Consider the following 18932-nt stretch of genomic DNA (forward strand, 5'->3'; position numbering starts at 1 on the left):
AACGTACACTGTTTGGGTATGTAAATCAAAGTTCGGATAGTCAATTTTTCAATGATGTAAAAGACTTTTGACATTCTGTCTAGCGCTTGTTACGTTATCAATGTCAAATTAACTTTACAATTTGAGGTGTTTCTCTTGAAAGTAATTGGTTATATCATTTTATTTTTAGCGTTTTTAGGGTGGTCAATGTTAACGAGCAAGTATCTTCCCTCTCAAATTTCTGATACAAAAAATAAACAACATCCTTTTGATGAACGTCAAGATCATATGTTTGTAGAAATCATGGCGAAAAGTTTTTATACTATAGTTACGGTAATGCTAATTACAACTGTAATGAAATTGATAGGTATATTTAAGACTTATGCGCCTATGCGACAATTTGTAGCACATAATTTCGAATTCATCATGTTAGTCATTGCTTTAATTTCATTTATCTTAAATTATATTACGACTAAACGTAAATACACATCAAAGGAACATTAGTATGAAAAATAAAATCCGTCATTATCGCAAAATTTATGGCCTGTCTCAAGAAACACTAAGTAAGGATCTTAATGTTTCGAGACAGACCATTAATGCCATAGAAAATAATAAATATGACCCTTCGCTGACGCTTGCATTTAAACTCGCACGTCAGTTTGATGTGACTGTAGACGAACTGTTCACTCCGTAAAGACGAGACTTAGCGAGTAACGTACTCCGATAAGCGCGATGAGTGCGAACTTGATCGCGTATAGAACAACCAACGCAGCCTATCTGAGTTCGCTACCTCTGCGAAACTGCCACCGTCACGCTCGTACGTCACGCACCTCAAACACACCTTTTATTACTCATACAAAGCGTCGCGAAGCTCTTTCAAGCCTTCGTCAATACGCGGCCCTGGTCGTGAAATTTGATCGCCGTTCACTGATTTCAATTTACCATCTTTAACAGCTTTCACTTGTTTCATACCGCCACGTTTTTCAACCATTTGTTGATATTCTTTGTCAGATTGTCCTGCTGTATTGACCATTATCGCTGGATTTTTACGGATAATGTCTTCCTTACTCACTTTCTGCCAACCTTTTAGGTTATGGAAACTGTTCTTCGCATGCAATTGCGTTAACATATCATCAAAGAATGTCCCTTGTCCTGCTGTATAAAGGTCAGGATCAGAAGAAACTTCCATAAAGACATTCTGTTTCTTCTGATGATCAGGAACAGAATCGATAACTTTGTTCACTTTCTTCTTCGTATCAGATACGAGTTGATTCGCTTTCTTCTGCTTGCCTGTCACCTTTCCAATTTGCTTAAAGGAATCATAGACCTCATCAATTGATTGCGCATCTTTCACATAGACCACTTTGACGCCATCTTTCTTCAAAGCATCTAGTGTGTCTTTACTTGAGGATTTCTGCGACTCGTGGGCTAAGATTAAATCAGGCTTCGCTTTCATCAACGCTTCTTTGTTTAATTTCATCGCGTCAAATTGCTTTTTATTCTTCACATCTTTCGGGTAGTCATCTACCGTAGAGACACCCACGACGTCCTTGCCTAATCCGAGTTTGTATAACGTTTCCGTATTACTTGGCATCAATGAGACGATACGATGATAGTTCGCTTTGTCCCCTTTTGATGATTGCGAATCTTTGTCTTGATTTGAACCACATGCCGTGAGGATGAGCAACGCGGCAACCAAGACGAACCATAGTTTATTTAATTTCATTCCATCTACTCCTTTATCCGATTTTTTAAAATGCGCTTTCAATATAACAACGTCACCATTCAACTTCTTGAGTCATCTATAAAGTCGTCATCTAAAAAGGTGTAGCGCGCTTCCGTTTTACCATTAAAGTAATTTTTACCGAAATTATCTAGTAAAGCATGAAACTCGTTCGCATCCTGGTTTGAAAAATGCGCAGGTAAGTCGATATGCCGCTTCAACTTGGTATAACTTTCTGTATTAGCATAGCCTAATTTCGACAAAATACGTCGTGTATAACTATCAGGAATCAATTCGACACCATCAAATATGTATACCAACAGCACATCTGCCGTCTCTTCGCCGACACCCCGCAACGACAAGAGCTGCTTTCGTAACGCATCGCCATAATGCGCTTTAATCTTGTCGTAATCATAATCAAATTGTTCTAGCCATCGAAAGACTTCTTGAATTGCACGGCCTTTGTTCTTGTAGAACCCACTTGATTTAATGTACGTCTGCAACGTTTCTAACGGTAGCTGAGTAATACGATAGGGGTCTAAATCTGTTTCTTGAGACAGACGTTCGATCGCATACGCTGCATTACGCCAATTCGTATTCTGAACGAGTATAGCGCCGACGATAATTTCTATCTTACTTTCAGCAGGCCACCAATATTGTGGTCCCATATGTGCGTATAGTTTCTTGTACAAGTTCTCCAATGATAGTGTCATCGTCCGCCTTTTCACTCCTTTCGCAACAAAGTACATCTACGTCTTTCATACCCTAGAAAGTCACAGGCATAACAAATGAGCTAGAGTCGAAGAAACGGAGGACTATCAGACCAGACCCACATGAAGTAAAACGCATAACAAAAGAGCGGAAACTGAAATCCGCATTGATTTCATCTCTCCGCTCTCAACTAACCGAACCTCACTCGCTTACATATTTTCAGGTGCTGTGACACCTACAAGATGTAGCGCATTGCGTAACGTGATCTTCACTGTTTCACATAATGCGACGAGTGCTGTCGTTTGTGCTTCATCGTCTGTGAGTACTTTCTGCGCATTATAGAATTTATGGAAGTGTGCAGCCAAGTCTTGGATATAGTTCGTCATGCGATGTGGCGCACGATGTTCTGCCGCACTTTCAATTGTCGGTTCAAACTCTGCTACTTTTTTCAATAAATCAATCGCTTTGTCATTTGTAATTTGTGATAAATCTAACTCACCTGAAGTAGAGATGCCACGTTCTTCTGCTTGTTGCAGAATGGAACAAATACGCGCATGAGCATATTGCGCATAGTAGACTGGATTATCTTGAGATTGCTGTTTCGCGAGTTCCATATCAAAGTCGAAGTGTGTGTCTGGACTACGCATCGTCAAGAAGTAACGTGCTGCATCAATACCTACTTCATCCATGATATCGCGTAATGTAATGGCATTGCCTGTACGTTTACTCATCTTCACTTCTTCGCCGTTCTGCATTAAACGTACCATTTGCATAATTTGAATTTCTAAACGGTCACTGTCGACACCAAATGTTTCCATAGAAGCTTTGAGACGATTGATGTAACCGTGATGGTCTGCACCAAAGAGGTCGATTAAGACATCATTACCACGTTCAATCTTGTCGTAGTGATAAGCAATATCTGGTAAGAAGTACGTGTAGTTACCGTCTTTTTTAATCAACACGCGGTCTTTATCGTCTTTGAAATCAGACGTACGTAACCACGTTGCGCCATCTGCTTCGTAAGTGTAGCCGAGGTCAGACATTTTATCTAATACAGCTTGGATGTCGCCTTTCTCATATAACGTCGTCTCGCTAAACCAGTTATCGAAGTGAATGTTAAAGTCAGCGAGGTCTTGACGTAATTTTTCCATCTCATAATCGACACCTAGTTGTCTAAACGTCTTCAAGCGTTCAGCATCATCAAGTGACTTCAACTCAGGGCGTTTCTCCGCTAAATCCTGGCCAATCTCGATGATATCTTTACCGTGATAGCCATCTTCATGCATTTCGTGGCTTGTGTCACCTAGTGCTTCGAAATAACGCGCTTCGATTGAACGTGCGAGATTCGTAATTTGGTTGCCGGCATCGTTAATGTAGTATTCTCGTGTCACGTCATAGCCTGCCGCATCGAGAATGTTAGCTAAAGTATCACCCACAGCGGCATTACGCGCATGACCGATATGTAAGTCGCCTGTAGGATTCGCAGAAACATATTCTAGTAAAATACTTTCGTCCTTCGAAGTTTCAACACGACCGAAAGCTTCGTCTTTCTGTAGCGCTTCAGGAATCACTTCAGTTAAATATGTGTTATCTAAGTAGAAATTGATGAAACCTGGTCCAGCTATATCGATTTCTTTAACGTGTGCTTGTGTGGTATCGAAGTTGTCCACGATTGCTTGAGCGATCTCGCGTGGATTACGACGTGCAAGTTTCGTTAAGACCATCGCAATATTTGTGGAATAGTCACCATTCTTATCATCTTTTGGAATTTCGACTTTGATTTCTGGAATGTCATCTACGAGTTCTGCTTTATGGATACTCGCTGAAATTTCTTCAATCAACGCCGTTTTGACTTGATCAATAATATTCATCTATTCTTTCTCCTTATACTGAATTTCGTATTGATACGTACCCATCTTCTCATCTGCTTGAAAGAGTTGATATTGTACTTTAAGTTTGCCACCTTGATCGGTCACATAATGTTTAATCGATTGTGTTTTGACAGTCAGAGGTATGCGCCCTGCACTCATCTCATAGAGCGTCGTAGTCTCTTGGCCTTCGATGAAATGAAGTTTCATATTGATGTCACCTTTACGGATAATCTTGACGCCCTCTTCTTCAATCTTGAGCGTGACATTCACATGCGCATCTTCTACATCTTCTTCGTAGCGAATGTACTCTGCACCTTTCTGTAGCCACGTACCTTCCGTTTGCGCATTGAAATGTTGCTTCTGACCGAACTGTTTCACGACTTGTTTCGTTTGGATGTCAACGTTATTCTCCATCCACGTTCACCCTCACTCTTATAGTATCGTCGACTTTACTGTCTACTTAGTCAAAGGCTTGATGTAACTCATCTTTAGAGTTTGCCCACATTTCTGGGTTATGTTCTTGTAAAAATGCTTTGAGAATCGCTTTGTTCTCTTCACCAATTTGATCAATCACAATGTGATGTTTCATCGATTTGTCCATCATGTTCACATGCTCAGGCATACTCTTATATCCACGACGGATACTCTTATTCACTAAGAGATAGCATGCTGTTAGACCTGCGTAATAAGGACCTTGTTCACTGCGTTCTGTCGTTACCCAGCACAACCAATACGGTTTCGCTTCGTCGCCTTCAACCGTTTCTTTATCGTTTATCCATTTCACACCTTTTTCAACTTCAGCACGGGCGTGCATACCCCCGATGTCGATAAACGCTTCTTTATTCAACACATCGATAAAGACAGGTGCGACGTTATCTAGACTAATAGAACCGATATTTGTTCCTTTATGACCGTCTAACGGATCATTTTTAATAATATTGAACTTGAACCCTTTCTTGTTTGCCATCATCTTCCACCTCCGCATCAATTTTTTACAATCTATATCACTAATGACTTATACTTTCATAATCACTGTAGTTCGCCGTTTATATGTTGAGGTCACAACGTTACTATATTAAAACATCTGAGCGCTTGGATTCAATAGTTTAATTTAACTCATTTAACAAACCAATAATGGCATTACGAACCTCATCATCCTCAATATTCGCAATGAGTTCTTTAGGGTAATACAGTTTATAATCTTCCCGATTGATTCCTGTAATACTTGAGATCACGAGAGACTGACTACTAATCTCCCTAATCTTGCCATTGCGTCGTAGCAAGTGGATCGGCTGGCGGTTAGACCCCGGCCGGTCATAGTCATACGGTAAATCAGAGAATGATTCACTCACGAAGTAATAATTTGGATCGATACCACCTTGGACAAATAAATCTGTTAGTTCTGTAATCGTGATGATAGAGCCATCAAATGGCATATACTTAAAGAGATCACGATTGATAAATCGACGTGACAAATCACTGAGAATCGGGTCATCTTCATGAATCCATTTCTTTAAGTAATACACGACGACCGCTTCATCTAAATCCACATATTCCTGAATCGTCATTTCATTTTTAAAAAATGGGATAAAATCCGTTGGTGTCATTGTAAATTGATAACCTTCGTCATACAATTGTTTCGCCCGTCGCAAGCAATTGTTCAATAATACTTCTCCGCCACGACTTACCGGATGGAAATAAATCTGCCAATACATTTGGTAACGACTCATGATGAAACTTTCAACAGCATGCATACCGCTCTCTTTGATCAAGACCTCATCTTTAGAAGGTCGCATCAGACGCAGAATACGCTCCATATCGAACTGACCATACGACACACCTGTAAAGTAAGCATCACGCTGTAAATAATCCATGCGATCCGCGTCAATCTGAGAAGAAATCATTGAGATGACCAGCTTATTGTCATGTGTCTTGTTGATGACATCTGCTACTTCTTGTGGGAAGTCAGCATCGACACGGCTCAGCACCTCATTCACCTCTGTATCACCCGTGATAATCGCTTGCGTAAACGCTTCGTGGTCTGTTCCAAATATTTTCTCAAAGCTGTGAGAGAACGGACCATGGCCCAAGTCATGTAACAGGGCAGCACATAACGCTAAAGGGCGATCTGAGTTGTCCCAAGCCTCTCTGCCGAAGAATGACTCGTCTATCATTCGGCGCACGATTTCATAGACACCGAGTGAGTGACCGAAACGGCTGTGCTCAGCAGTATGGAAAGACAAGTACAATGTGCCTAGCTGTTTAATTCGGCGTAAACGTTGAAACTCTTTCGTCTTAATCAAGTCCCATATCAATTGGTCTTTCACATGAATATAGCGATGGATTGGATCTTTAAACACTTTCTCTTCCGGCAACTGTTTGAAAGCATAAGTCGATTGTGTCAAATTGGGCCTCCTTTTATCAATGCGTTAAAGTCTTACGTAACAGTGCGAGCTCCATGAGTTCTCCGTACATCGTATGTTGATAGACACGCACTTGCTCAAAGCCTTGGTTAAGGTAAAAGTTCACGGCATCTTTATTTCTGCAATCTACTTCTACGTATAACGTATCATAGCGCTGACGATAAGTATCGAGACCCGCTTGCAATAACGCGCCTCCATGTCCATGATGTTGGTATGCAGGACGGACGTAATGCGCAGACAAGTACAACTCTTTACCATGTATGAAATTTGCAAACGCAATGATTTGGTCATCTTCTTCAATTACTAAGAAGAGTTGATCTTCGAGACGTTGAAGTAAGTTATGTTCGTTGTAAGATGCCTCTAAGAATGCATTAACCGTAGTGGCTGCATAAATATTAAGGTATGTATTATACCAAGCTTTCGTTGCTACATCTCTGATTCCTTGAACATCAGCTTGAGTGGCTTCTCTCACGTTAGTCATATCGTCGCACACCCCTTCGTTGATAAATTTATGAATAGACACATTATATCACAAATTAACGTTCTACTATATGGCCTCCCCTTTGAGATATAAAAGGGAGCAGGACAGAAATCTATGATTTCGTCGTCCTGCCCCCGCGAGGATGACTAGAGTTTGAGAAAAGTGTAACGCCTTCTCAAATTCAGTCAGCTACCGCGTAGTTATTAAAATTAGAAAGAATGTATCATTTCAGTATGCTAAAACTTATTTATCTACATATTCATTAGACAGAAATCTATGATTTCGTTGTCCTGCCCCCGCGAGGATGACTAGAGTTTGAGAAAAGTGAAACGTCTTTTCAAATTCAGTTAGCTACCGCGCAGTTATTAATTAAGCTTTAATAAACTTAGCCATCCACTTTCTATGCTGGATGCATGACTTTTATTTACATCCTTAACGACTTAGCGTATTTTACACTTAACCAGCCAGCTCGTCTTCTATTGCCCTTTCAACTCATCATTCCAACGTGCAGCATGATCTAGGGCATAGCGGTCGTTATAAATATCACCAGGTCTCTCTGCAGAGCCGATGATGGAGTCTGAAAGTCGTGCACCTAAGAACTCCAAGCTATACTCAATCTGTTTCAAGCATGGCTTTCCTTTAACTTGCGGACAATCGCCACCCACGATGACGAGTCGGAAATCAATCTCAGCTAATCGTTCTTTGAAGTGTGCGTAATCTGGATCTTCGAGCGTCTCTGACCAATGATCGATAAAGGCTTTCAACGAGGCAGAAACACTATACCAATAGATTGGCGACGCAAAGATGACGATATCACTCGCTAACATCTGATCGATGACCTCTTTATAATCATCTCGATAGTCACGAATCTCGCTATTCTCATGTCTCACATCTCTCACAGGATCGAAACGATAATCCGTTAAATCAATCCACGTATGTTCGACGCCTTCCAGCGCTTGTTTCGTCAACGTAGCCGTATTGCCTTCTGGACGACTTCCTCCAAATAGTACAGTAATCACTACACATCCCCCTTTCTGCATGATCTGCCGTTCTTCTCAGCTTCTATAGTTAACATGCGTAACATCATTTCAGAGTCATGTATTACCATATTCTTACTCATTAGTTAAAAGGAAATACACACGTCCTTGTCATCATCGTGCTAGTTCACACAAGTTATTTAACTGGGAAGAGCTCATCAATATAGCGAATTTCTTCGTCTGTTAATTCAACTTCTAACGTCTTCAAGTTATCTACCACTTGAGTCGATTGTTTCGCTCCAGGAATAATAACGTCAATAGATGGACGAGTGAGGTAGAACGCAAGTACAATGTGCGCCACATCCACATCGTGATTGTCGGCAATCTCACGTAACTGGTCTACCTTTCGTAAATTCTCTTTAAAACGCTCACCTTGGAAATCAGGATTTTTCGTACGTAAATCATCAAAGGTACTATTCTCATTGTATTTACCAGCGAGCAAACCTGAAGCCAATGGGAAATAAGGGATAAACGTAATATTATGTTCAGTCGTGTAATCTAAGTAAGCTTCATTCTGACGATTGAGCAAGTTGTATTCTAATTGCACAACATCTACGTCGCCATTTTTATTCGCTTCTTTCAATTGTTCAAGACTAAAGTTAGAGACACCAATCGCTTTAATCTTGCCTTGATCTTTCAGTTCTTTTAAAGCAGCTACCGCTTCGTCTTTAGGTGTGTCTTCGTCTGGGAAATGAATATAATATAAATCAATGTAATCTTCTTGTAGACGTTCAAGACTTTCTTCAACTTGTTGTTTCAAGAATTCTGGGTCATTTGAATAATGCTCATTACCCTCGTCATCGAAATAGTGCGCACCTTTCGTCGCTATCGCATAATCTTCGCGCGGGAATTCTTTCACTGTCTCGCCTACGAGTTCTTCTGAACGTCTCGGTCCATAAATAAAGGCGGTATCCAGTAAATTTAAGCCGTTACGGATTGCCGTACGCACGACTTCTTTACCTTGTTCTTCATCTAAATTGTTATATAAATTGTGTCCACCTACAGCATTCGTTCCTAATGCGATGGGGTGTACGTAAACGTCTGAGTGTCCTAATCTTACTTTATCCGTCATCTTGTCATCTCCTTTAATCTTTGTATTACCTTATTCCCCTCTATTTAATCATAGGAAAGCAGGTGGGGTATATAGATGACTTAGTATAGACCAGATTTGAAGTAGCTCTCACTGCATCTTTGGCGCTGAACTGATAGTTAACACAGCACAAAAAAAGCGTGAGACGCATCATTCCTTAGAATGCTAATCCGTCTTCACGCTACATTATTTTATGCTTTTGACTTTTTACGTTGTGCTAATTTTTCCTTTAACTTACGGTCTTGTTCTTCTTTACGACGTTTACGTTGTTCATGTCGTTGACGCAAACGCTCTTCCTCTTCTGGGTCACGAGGTTTCTGTAATTGCTTTTCAACTTTCTCCATGAGCTCATCCTCAGAGTGTGCAGCAAGCGGCCGGTTATTCACAAACGCAAAGGTCTTTCTGCGTCCAGGTCCACAATAAGATTGACAGCCAATGTCAATTTCCGCTTCCGGATCTAACTTTTTCAATTTACGTTCAAGTGACTTACAATTCACAGCCTGACAATCATCACAGATCATAAATTTATTTTGCAAACGTCTCACCTCATTCCCATTCAAACTCATCGCCGTTATATGCATGTCCATCATAATACCAATTGTGTAGTTACGCTAGTATGGCAGCTCATGCTACTAGTAAAATACTCCATGTATATACCGTTCTTTCACCTTTTACAAAAATACAGACTACAAAATTAAAATCCAGGTCGTTAACGTAACACCTTGATGCTAAGGCACTAACGCACGCTGGATAAGGAATCAAATCATATACCTCCAACCATAGCGCGGATTGAAGCTATATCATTTGATTGTAATCATATTCAAACAACTCATCTTATTGACCATGATAAATATTAAATTCTAACGGTTTCACACCATTTTGAAGCCATTCGTCATAAATCGCTTGTTTATCGCACTCATTATTAATAATCGTAATCCCACAGTCACCGCCACCAGCACCAGACGTTTTCGAAGCACCACCATGTTTTTCACCAATTTCACAAAGCGTCTTCAATGTTGGTGTTTCAATATCTACTGTCGCTTCAGCATCCATCTGCTGGATAATCGTACGGTTCAAACGCACCATCTGCTGTACGCCTTTCAAGTGGTTCGTCTTAAACGCGTGAATCAATTTCTCCACACACGCATGAGACTGTTCAAGGAAACGACCATAGAAAGAAGGGTCGGATTTCAAGCGTTTCACTTCACTCACTAAATGTGGAGACGAAGCTGGTGAACCTGTCCAACCAATGAGGATTTCCATGTTCTCCGGTGCTTGTAAAGGTTCGATGTGTAAACCTGGCCAGTTCTTCTTCAACACTTCGTTCACTGATGTTTCTTCGATTTGTTGTTTCACCCATTCATGATCAAAGGTACTGTATGCGAGCCAACCTGTATAGACACTCACCGCAATATCACCACATGAACTTAAACTTTGTAACTTCATGTTCGCGATTACTGCTAATTTATAAATAAACAAGTTAGATAGATTCAGTTGATAGAATTCATTCAACGCTTTGACTACTGAAACGAGTACAGCCGCGCTCGAACCGAGACCATACTTATGTCCAGAAGCATCGTCGAGATTGCTGTCAATAGTTAAGTGGAAGTGCTTTAATTCCATGCCTTTACTGCGCGCATATTGCTCAAAGACTTCAATGGCTGTAATCACGTACTTTAACTGTTTAGCTGCATGCAAGTCTGAGACGACGATTTGATCTTCATTTCTTTTAAAATTAACGGGTTCGTGATGTAACGCTTTGGAGTGGATAGACCCTTGTGCCACTTCGGAATCCTCAATCGTTGCAGTGACAAAGCGGTCTACAGCTATCAATATAGACTTGTATCCAGGTTCAGTGACTGCGTATTCTCCTGCAATATACAATTTACCTGGCGCTTTCGTTTCAATCATGATATCTCTTCCTTACTCAATAATTTCCACACCTGAACGTGTAATATCGCTCGTAATAATCTTCTCTTTATCGAAATGTTGATGTAACGCGTCGACTACGGCGTCCACATTATTCTTTTCCACTAAAATCTTAACGTTCGGACCTGCATCCATCGTGAAGTAGCACAAATGACCTTGTTCACGACATTCATGTACAACTTGCATCGCTTGATAACTTTCCGGAACTAAATACGTAAACGGCGGTTCTGCAGCGAGGTTCGTCGCATGCATACGCAAACCATTGGCTTCAATCACTTCACCTAAATGTTTGAAGTCTTTGTTAGCAATCGCTTGTTTCACTTCAGCAATGTCCTCATCAACGTGATCAAGCCAATACTGATAAAAGCGGGAGGTCTGTCGTGTCAATGACATGCCTGCACGACTTGAAACGCTCTTCGATTGATCGTTAATCACGACGAAAATCATCGCTAAGTCACCTTCCCAACGATCCGTTTCTACAGGGTAGCTGTAAGAAGTCTGGTCGTCTGTGCCCTTTTCCCACTCAACGAAACCACCAAAGATGCTACGGGAAGCTGACCCTGAGCCACGACGGGCAAGCCGTGATAAGTCTTTTGGAGACAACTGAAGATGTAACGCCTCATCACAAGCGGCTGCTAATGCTGCGTAAGCACTCGCAGAAGATGCGAGTCCAGCTGCGGTCGGCACGAAGTTCTCACTTTCGATGAGCGCATAATCTGATGTTTGACCTTTCTCACGTACAATATCCATAAAACGTCGAATCTTTGCACTTTCCTTGTCGCTCACTTCTTCACCGTTTAAGATCAACACATCTCGATCGTACGTCTCACTGAACGTCACTTTCGTCTCTGTGTAGAAACGATCCAACGCAACAGACAGACTATTATTCATCGGGATAATCTCTTCTTCGTTCGCTTTACCCCAGTATTTAATTAACGCAATATTTGTATGAGCTCGTGCTTTCCCGCTTGTAGCCACGTTCTAACCTCCTAAGTACTCAATCCATGTGTGATGCGCGCCTAAATGTTCTGCACTCTCAGCAATCTTGTCCGCAGTTTCTTTATCCTCAGCTAAGACAATCATACTACCACCACGGCCGCCACCTGTTAATTTACCAGCTGTAGCGCCATGTTGATGACTCGCTTCTAAGAGCATTTCAATCTTGTCATGACTGACTGTTAATTCACGCAAATGCTTCTGACCTTCATTAAAGACATTTGCTAGTTTATGGAAATCATGTTGTTCAATCGCTTCCGATGCTTGATATGTAAGTTCGCCTAAACGTTCAACACAAGCCATGTAATGTGCGTCTGACTCACACAAACGGTGGACATCTTCAACCGCTTGCTTCGTTGAACCTTGAATACCTGTATCGATCACTACCATATAGGCATGGATATCTAACGGCTTCAATTTCTCAACCTTACCCTGTTTAAACCAGACAGGTTGATTTGAAACAATCGTTTGCGTATCAATGCCACTCGGTTTACCATGCGCAATCCGCTCAGCCCAGTTCGCTTCTTCGATCAGCTGCTCATCCGATAAAGGACGCTCTAAATAATCATAACTTGCCCGCACGAAAGCAACCGCCATCGCTGCGCTAGAGCCTAACCCGCGTGATGGTGGCAAGTTTGTCTCAAAGACGACATGTATCGGATTATCGATATGATATTTCTCAATGAAACGTGTTACTACAGCTTTAATGTGTTCCGGAGCATAGTCTAAATCGCCCTCGTAAACATCGCTCGTAATACTTGAAGCATGACCTTCATCTAAAGCAGTGATCGATGCTTTCACTCGTCCAGTAGTGAAAGGTATCGCTATGGCCGGTTGACCAAACGTCACCGCATGTTCACCTATAAGTATTACCTTTCCATTCGCTTCCCCAATTCCATGTTGAGTCATAATTTATCACCTTTAATTTTAACAGTTAAATACGCATTCTATCTGCACAATGCTCACGATTAATATAGCGATTCAAGTCTGTCTCTCTGCCCGGACTCTCGTTAAAAGTGAGCGTTCAATCTCGATGTTAGTCAATCTGTCACGATTGAATCGATGAGTTATGTGGGTGCTCTATCTTCAATCGGCATGCAAGATTAACGTCACTCTCGTTATACCCACACCTGTGACGTTATCTGTCGTACAAACATGTCGATGAAGTGAGCAAAAAAATTTCTCAAATGAAACTTAAGTATTTCACAAATTCGTGATAATTATATCAGTCTTAAGACTTAATTACCCGACTTCGACACACTTTTACTCATATTTTCTCAAATAAATTTGAGACCAGCTACTAATTATATAGATTACGTTCTTATTATAAAACGCGAGGCGTATATAATCAAAGCGTAAAATTAAAAAGAAGTAAAATTGATGTCCCACTTCTCAATATCCGTAGTTATCTTATCACGAAGTCAACCTTGAAAGCGACTGCTCATCTCATCATCTGGGCGTTTATCATTTGCGCGGTAGATATCTGAATTCGAAATCGCGCTTCTCCTCTCTCACTCGAGTTATCCTCGCGGTAAAAGACCCTCCAAAGCGACTCACTTTGAAGGGTCAATAAACTTAAACACGTCGATTAATCTTCTCATTGCGTTGAAGCATTTTATCAAAATAACCATCATAACGGTGCCACTCGTCTTCCGTGATAGGATCCATGTTTAGTGTACTGCCTAAATCTTTCAACGCATAAAGCAATTTGAACATGACATCTTGAACGGACATCTCATGTTGGAAGAGTTCTTCAAGTGACGCCATGCAACTCGGCCACACATCTGGATATGTGAACTTCGTCGTGGCTCCTTGCAATGCTCGATTATAGAACTCACGCATCATCGCTGCACGTTCACTACCTGAACCTTCCACACATAAATAAACTTGAACAGCAATACCTCCACGCACGCGACGTTGAGATATACCTGCAAATTTCTGTCCATTGATACTGAGATCAAATTTGCCAGGACAGTAGGAATGGGTGATCTCTCGTGTTTCAATTTCAACGTCTTCATCTTCAAACATTTTACTGACCAATAAATACATCACTGTAAAGGCTTCATCAATTGTTGTTTCGGTCTTTCCTTTGAAGATGAGTGAAATGTTTAACACGCCTTGATCAAGCACCACACCTAAACCGCCTGAATTGCGCACTATCGCGTTGAAACCTTGCTCGTCCGTCAAGTAACGAATCCCGTCATTCAGAAACGGCAAACGCGAATCATGGATACCTAAGATGACAGTATGTTGATGGACCCAAGTACGAACCACGTTGCAAGATAGGTCCTTACCGACACTTTCTGATAAAGTATCATCAAACGCAAAGGACTGCATGGGCGCTAAACCTGTAGAGTGATCGACGTAGCGCCATTCAATCCCGCTGAAATATTTACTCGTTAAATCCATTATTGTAACGCTTGCGCTGCAGTAATGATGGATAAGTTGTAAACGTCTTCTGTAGAGCAACCACGTGATAAGTCATTCACAGGTGAGTTGAGACCTTGAAGTACTGGTCCAACTGCATCATAGCCACCGAGACGTTGCGCAATCTTGTAGCCGATGTTACCCGCTTCTAAACTTGGGAATACGAAGACGTTCGCATCACCTTGTAACTTCGCATCAGGTGCTTTCTTCTTAGCAACTTCCGGCATGATCGCTGCGTCGAATTGGAATTCTCCATCAATCACTACGTCGTCCATTTGTTCTGATGCGATCTTCTCTTGAGCCATTTGAACGGCTGTAGATACTTTCTCTACATCGTCAGATTTCGCTGAACCTTTCGTAGAGAAGCTCAACATAGCGATACGTGGTTCCATACCGAATGATTTCGCAGATTTCGCACTTTCAACTGCGATTTCAGCTAAATCTGGTGCTTCTAAAGTTGGGTTGATCGCACAATCACCGAAGATATATTGTTTGTCATCTTTAATCATGAAGAAGATACCAGACGTCTTAGACACGCCTTCTTTCGTCTTGATGATTTGTAGCGCTGGTCTTACTGTGTCGCCTGTTGAATGCGCAGCACCACTTACGAGACCTTCCGCTTTGCCTGTATACACGAGCATTGTGCCGAAATAGTTCACGTCTTTCAATTGTTCTTTCGCGTCTTCTTCAGTCGCTTTACCTTTACGACGTTCAACAAATGCAGACACGAGCTCATCTTTCAATTCACTGTTCTCTGGGTCAATCAGTTCGATATCTGAAATATCCAAACCTTTATCGTCTGCTAGCGCTTGTACTTTCTCTTTATTTCCTAATAGGATTGGTGATACATAGTCTGTCTTGTGTAACTGTGTTGCGGCTGTAAGTACACGTTCGTCTTCCCCTTCAGGCAAGACAATCTTGATATTCTTTCCTGATAGCTTATCTTGTAACACATTTAATAAAGTCATGGTATGTCCCCCTTAGTGAATCTTCACATATTTATCTTTAGTTTCTATTATACGCAAGATATTTTTAAAATGCTATTATCCTTTGAAGTTCATATAATCGTCAGAATTAAGCCGAACTATTGTTTATGAAAGCGCCATAATGTGTGATAAAATTTGTAAGTGAAACGATAACTTGATTAAAGGAGTGATCATCTATGCCACAAGCACCAGAAACATTAGATGGTTGGTATAGCTTACACTTATTCTACGCGGTAGATTGGACGACTTTCCGTCTCTTATCTGAAGAAGATCGTAACGAGTTAATTGATGAATTACGTTCATTCTTAGCGAAACATGAATCTGCAAGAGAAAATAATGCGGGAGATCACGCATTTTACAATATCACAGGTCAAAAAGCTGACATCTTACTATGGGTACTACGCCCAGAAATGAAAGATCTCAACACAGTAGAGAATGAATTCAACAAATTGAAGATTACGGACTACCTCATTCCTACGTACTCTTATGTATCTGTCATCGAATTAGGTAACTACTTACACACTAATCCTGATGAAGATCCATATGAGAACCCACACATCAAACCACGTCTTTATCCTGAATTACCACATGCAGAATACATCTGCTTCTACCCAATGGATAAACGTCGTAACGAAACTTACAACTGGTACATGTTACCAATGGAGAAACGTTCAGAGTTAATGTATGCGCACGGTAAGATTGGCCGTAGCTATGCTGGTAAGATTAAACAATTTATCACAGGCTCTATCGGTTTCGACGATCACGAATGGGGCGTAACACTCTTCGCAGACGACCCACTTCAATTCAAGAAGATTGTTTACGATATGCGCTTCGACGAAACAACTGCGCGCTATGGCGACTTTGGTAGCTTCTTCGTAGGTCATATCGTTGAGAAAGAAGATTTACAAGACTTCTTATCTCTTTAAAGTTGAATGAGAGATTTTATAGCGGAAGCTCAAGGTGATTTATGGCCTTGGGCTTTTTTTCTAGGTTAAAAGGCTTTAATTCGAGTCTTTCGTATATGGATAAAATGAGAAAGTTATGAGCATGAAGAAATTGATATATAAGAGGATTTCCAGAAATTCCTATCATAATAGTCGAAAAAGTGGCGTACTTCTTAGTCGAAATACGCCACTTCGTAGTGTTTGGGAGAACTTTATCCACTACTAATTCATAGATTAACTGCCTTATATTGTCGCTACCCAATATGCTGGAACAGTTAACTAGTACTATAATAACCATTCTAAAATTTTCAAAACATTTTCAATCTAAATATTAGTGTAATAATACCTTTATATTAATCGTATTCACATCTATAATAAAGTTGTCCTACAACTTAATGACATTTGACTAAAACGTGTTACAATAAGTGTACTTTAAATAACTCTGCTTAATTAAGCGTCTGATAGGAGTAAAGAATCTATTTAAGACTTTCTCCTACAAAAACAAATAAATTACTAACCAAAGAAGACACTATACTTTAACTTTATTTATTGTGAGTTAAAGTATAAGAAATTCTTAAATATATTTAGTTGTCTTTAAAAAACCAATATAAGCTACATTATTCACTTATAATTTGAAGGCTTATAGTATATTAATTTTGTTGAAATTAAGCAGTTATACTTATTTAAGTAAATGTAAGGATTCACAATAATCTTAACTATTTTATATTTAGCTAACTCTTCATTAATGAAATCTAAAAATTGTTTTTAAATCAAGTAACGATATTTTACTTAATTCATCAAGATTTTAGCTATAATATTTTAATCAATCAATACTAACACTGGTGATAAGAATGACACATCAACAACCTATTCATACTAATGTAGACGAACGCCGTGTAAAGGACGTCGCAGTTTTAGCAGGCCGTATCTTGTTAGAATCTGGCGCTGAAGGGACGCGCGTCGAAGATACGATGAGTCGTATCGCAGCGAGCGCTGGCTATACTGAAAGTAATAGTTTCGTCACGAATACAGTAATCAACTTTATGTTACATAATGAAACCAATCCTCGTATTTTCCGAATTAAAACTCGTGATACGAACCTGTTCCGTATCTCACGCACAAACGAAGTCTCACGACAAATTACGAAGGGCATATTATCGCTCGATGAAGCTTACGAAGAACTCAAATATATTTATAACGAACAAAGTATTCGTCACGATTTGATCTTTAAATTTATCGCAGCAGCCATCATTTCTATCAGCTTCCTCTATCTACAAGGAGGCCATTTGGTGGATATCTTTACCGCACTCATCGCAGGTTCCATTGGCTATATTGTCGTTGAAATTCTAGACCGAAAACTCCATGCGAAATTCATTCCAGAGTTTATCGGTTCTCTGGTCATTGGTCTGCTTGCTGTCTTTGGCCACTCTTTGATTCCAGGTGGTTCCATACCAGAAATCATCATCGCAGCCGTGATGCCGATAGTACCTGGAGTCTTGATTACCAATGCGATTCAAGATCTCTTTGGTGGCCACATGTTGACTTTCACGACGAAATCTTTAGAGGCCCTCGTCACTGCCTTCGGTATCGGCGCTGGCGTCGGTTCGATTTTGATTATTTTCTAATTTTGAGGAGTATCTCATATGTTCTGGATATTAAACTTTATTTTTAGTTATTTAGCTTCATTATTTTTCTGTGTCATATTCGATGCACCGAAACGTTTGTATTATACTGCTGGGTTCGTTGGCGCATGTGGTTGGATGGTTTATGCCTTGTTCTACCACGGTTTCGAACTCCACACGATTTATGCGAGCTTCTTTGGTAGTCTCGTGCTCGGTCTGTTAAGTCATGTGATGGCACGTTACAAGAAAGAGCCTGTTATCATCTTCATGGTGCCAGGTATCATTCCACTCGTACCAGGTGGTTTGGCATATGATGCGACGAAGAACTTGATTCTGCTCAACTTCAGTAAGGCAATCAACACGATGTTAGAAGTGACGCTTATCGCAGGTGCTATTGCGCTCGGCTTACTGTTCGCAGATCAAATTTCCAAGTTAGTCGTTTCAGGTTTCGTTCGTACGCGTAAAAAGATTTAGAGAGTGAGATAGAAATCTTTGATTTCGTTATCTCACCCCCGCACAGTTGTCTAGCGTTTGAGAAAGCGGTAGCTCTTTCAAATGCAGACAACCACTGCGTATTTGTTATATTTAAAAGTAACTGAATAGATTTATTTCATTTACTAGTGATTATCCAATAGACAGAAATCTTTAATTTCGTTGTCTTGCCCCCGCACAGTTGACTCGCATTTGAGAAAGCGGTAGCTCTTTCAAATGCA

Annotated in this window: 20 protein-coding genes; 5 read left to right on the forward strand and 15 right to left on the reverse strand. The window is 40.5% G+C overall.

Features of this window, described 5'->3' with window-relative positions:
- Nucleotides 1–135: 135 nt before the first annotated feature.
- Nucleotides 136–483: a hypothetical protein gene (locus tag HMPREF2802_RS07165; RefSeq protein WP_070503303.1), complete on the forward strand. Its 348-nt coding sequence runs from the start codon at nucleotides 136–138 to the stop codon at nucleotides 481–483.
- A gap of 1 nt (nucleotide 484) precedes the next feature.
- Nucleotides 485–673: a helix-turn-helix transcriptional regulator gene (locus tag HMPREF2802_RS07170; RefSeq protein ID WP_070503305.1), complete on the forward strand. Its 189-nt coding sequence runs from the start codon at nucleotides 485–487 to the stop codon at nucleotides 671–673.
- 153 nt (nucleotides 674–826) lie between these two features.
- Here the strand turns inward: HMPREF2802_RS07170 and HMPREF2802_RS07175 are convergent, their stop codons facing one another.
- The 15 genes from HMPREF2802_RS07175 to pta all read right to left on the reverse strand — a co-directional run bounded on the left by HMPREF2802_RS07175 (nucleotide 827) and on the right by pta (nucleotide 15635).
- A complete protein-coding gene (locus tag HMPREF2802_RS07175; RefSeq protein WP_070503307.1) occupies nucleotides 827–1705 on the reverse strand; it encodes an ABC transporter substrate-binding protein in 879 nt (292 codons plus the stop codon).
- Nucleotides 1706–1764: 59 nt separating this feature from the next.
- On the reverse strand, nucleotides 1765–2415 hold the full coding sequence (locus tag HMPREF2802_RS07180; protein ID WP_070503309.1) for an endonuclease III domain-containing protein: 651 nt from the start codon (nucleotides 2413–2415) through the stop codon (nucleotides 1765–1767).
- Nucleotides 2416–2622: 207 nt separating this feature from the next.
- Entirely contained in the window at nucleotides 2623–4284 is a 1662-nt protein-coding gene (gene argS / locus HMPREF2802_RS07185) for an arginine--tRNA ligase (protein WP_070503311.1), read from the reverse strand.
- Entirely contained in the window at nucleotides 4285–4698 is a 414-nt protein-coding gene (locus HMPREF2802_RS07190; protein ID WP_070503313.1) for a YwiB family protein, read from the reverse strand.
- A gap of 46 nt (nucleotides 4699–4744) precedes the next feature.
- Nucleotides 4745–5251, reverse strand: coding sequence for a YwhD family protein (locus HMPREF2802_RS07195; protein ID WP_002472563.1), 507 nt, complete (start codon nucleotides 5249–5251; stop codon nucleotides 4745–4747).
- Between the two features lie 139 nt (nucleotides 5252–5390).
- Nucleotides 5391–6689, reverse strand: a complete 1299-nt coding sequence (locus HMPREF2802_RS07200; RefSeq protein ID WP_049409636.1) for an HD domain-containing protein — start codon at nucleotides 6687–6689, stop codon at nucleotides 5391–5393.
- 16 nt (nucleotides 6690–6705) lie between these two features.
- The gene (locus HMPREF2802_RS07205) at nucleotides 6706–7188 is read right to left on the reverse strand and encodes a GNAT family N-acetyltransferase (RefSeq protein WP_002472542.1); all 483 of its coding nucleotides are present in this window, start codon (nucleotides 7186–7188) and stop codon (nucleotides 6706–6708) included.
- A 476-nt stretch (nucleotides 7189–7664) separates the two neighbouring features.
- A complete protein-coding gene (locus HMPREF2802_RS07210; protein ID WP_070503315.1) occupies nucleotides 7665–8207 on the reverse strand; it encodes a flavodoxin family protein in 543 nt (180 codons plus the stop codon).
- A gap of 154 nt (nucleotides 8208–8361) precedes the next feature.
- A complete protein-coding gene (locus HMPREF2802_RS07215) occupies nucleotides 8362–9297 on the reverse strand; it encodes an aldo/keto reductase (protein WP_070503317.1) in 936 nt (311 codons plus the stop codon).
- A 209-nt stretch (nucleotides 9298–9506) separates the two neighbouring features.
- Nucleotides 9507–9851: a YuzB family protein gene (locus HMPREF2802_RS07220; RefSeq protein WP_002472556.1), complete on the reverse strand. Its 345-nt coding sequence runs from the start codon at nucleotides 9849–9851 to the stop codon at nucleotides 9507–9509.
- Nucleotides 9852–10149: 298 nt separating this feature from the next.
- Nucleotides 10150–11226 carry a phosphomevalonate kinase gene (locus HMPREF2802_RS07225; protein ID WP_002472545.1) on the reverse strand — a complete coding sequence of 359 codons (1077 nt, stop codon included), beginning with the start codon at nucleotides 11224–11226 and terminating at the stop codon, nucleotides 10150–10152.
- A 12-nt stretch (nucleotides 11227–11238) separates the two neighbouring features.
- The gene (mvaD, locus tag HMPREF2802_RS07230; protein WP_070503319.1) at nucleotides 11239–12222 is read right to left on the reverse strand and encodes a diphosphomevalonate decarboxylase; all 984 of its coding nucleotides are present in this window, start codon (nucleotides 12220–12222) and stop codon (nucleotides 11239–11241) included.
- A gap of 3 nt (nucleotides 12223–12225) precedes the next feature.
- Nucleotides 12226–13149: a mevalonate kinase gene (gene mvk, locus HMPREF2802_RS07235; RefSeq protein ID WP_070503320.1), complete on the reverse strand. Its 924-nt coding sequence runs from the start codon at nucleotides 13147–13149 to the stop codon at nucleotides 12226–12228.
- A 666-nt stretch (nucleotides 13150–13815) separates the two neighbouring features.
- On the reverse strand, nucleotides 13816–14649 hold the full coding sequence (locus HMPREF2802_RS07240; protein WP_070503322.1) for a lipoate--protein ligase family protein: 834 nt from the start codon (nucleotides 14647–14649) through the stop codon (nucleotides 13816–13818).
- Nucleotides 14649–15635: a phosphate acetyltransferase gene (pta, locus tag HMPREF2802_RS07245; RefSeq protein ID WP_049405965.1), complete on the reverse strand. Its 987-nt coding sequence runs from the start codon at nucleotides 15633–15635 to the stop codon at nucleotides 14649–14651. The genes HMPREF2802_RS07240 and pta overlap by 1 nt, the downstream gene beginning before the upstream one ends.
- 194 nt (nucleotides 15636–15829) lie before the next feature.
- Here pta and hemQ point away from each other — a divergent pair, with 194 nt between their 5' ends.
- The 3 genes from hemQ (at nucleotide 15830) to HMPREF2802_RS07260 (ending at nucleotide 18693) form a co-directional block, all read left to right on the forward strand.
- Nucleotides 15830–16579 (forward strand): hydrogen peroxide-dependent heme synthase, encoded by a 750-nt coding sequence (hemQ, locus tag HMPREF2802_RS07250; RefSeq protein WP_002472593.1) that lies wholly within the window; start codon nucleotides 15830–15832, stop codon nucleotides 16577–16579.
- 869 nt (nucleotides 16580–17448) lie between these two features.
- A complete protein-coding gene (locus HMPREF2802_RS07255) occupies nucleotides 17449–18222 on the forward strand; it encodes a threonine/serine exporter family protein (protein ID WP_070503324.1) in 774 nt (257 codons plus the stop codon).
- Nucleotides 18223–18240: 18 nt separating this feature from the next.
- Entirely contained in the window at nucleotides 18241–18693 is a 453-nt protein-coding gene (locus HMPREF2802_RS07260) for a threonine/serine exporter family protein (protein WP_002472513.1), read from the forward strand.
- Nucleotides 18694–18932 lie beyond the last annotated feature (239 nt).

Source organism: Staphylococcus sp. HMSC071G07, assembly GCF_001811435.1.
GTDB classification, from domain to species: Bacteria; Bacillota; Bacilli; order Staphylococcales; family Staphylococcaceae; genus Staphylococcus; species Staphylococcus pettenkoferi.